Here is a 420-nt window from a genome sequence, read left to right as displayed (position 1 = left end):
CAGGATCGGCTCCATGAAGGTCTGCGGCAGATCGTTCATGAAGCAGGGAGACGACAGGAGATGTTCGGCCTTGGAGAGCGGATGGACGCCCCAGCTCTTCATGCGGCCGATCTCCTCGCCGGCCAGGCTTTCGCAGAACACGTTCTCGCCCATCAGCTCCTGCGGGGAGGCGTGCATCATGGCCTCGGCCTCTACCTCCGGCCCAAGGTCGCGCAGCACTTCCATCGTGCGCTGGTTGGTGATGTGGGCACGCGGCGTGTTCGACAACCAGCGATAGCGATTGACGATCATGTTGGCGACGCCGTAGCTGGACAGCAGCGCGGCGGTGGCCGAGCCGGCCGGGCCAGTGCCGACGATCAGCACGTCGGTTTCGATATCCGCCATCAAATTCCTCCCTCGATCTTCGGACCGGTCAGCCTG

At 63.8% G+C, this 420-nt stretch carries 1 protein-coding gene; it reads right to left on the bottom strand.

What is annotated here, in order from left to right; genetic code table 11:
- On the bottom strand, nt 1-384 hold a 384-nt coding region (locus EN893_RS37725; RefSeq protein WP_206640290.1), incomplete at its 3' end, for an FAD-dependent monooxygenase.
- Nucleotides 385-420: the final 36 nt, after the last annotated feature.

Source organism: Mesorhizobium sp. M7A.F.Ca.CA.004.04.2.1 (assembly GCF_004022825.1).
Lineage (GTDB): Bacteria > Pseudomonadota > Alphaproteobacteria > Rhizobiales > Rhizobiaceae > Mesorhizobium.
The sequence above is the reverse complement of the archived record's forward strand: the minus strand, read 5'-3'. Positions and strand labels throughout refer to the sequence as shown.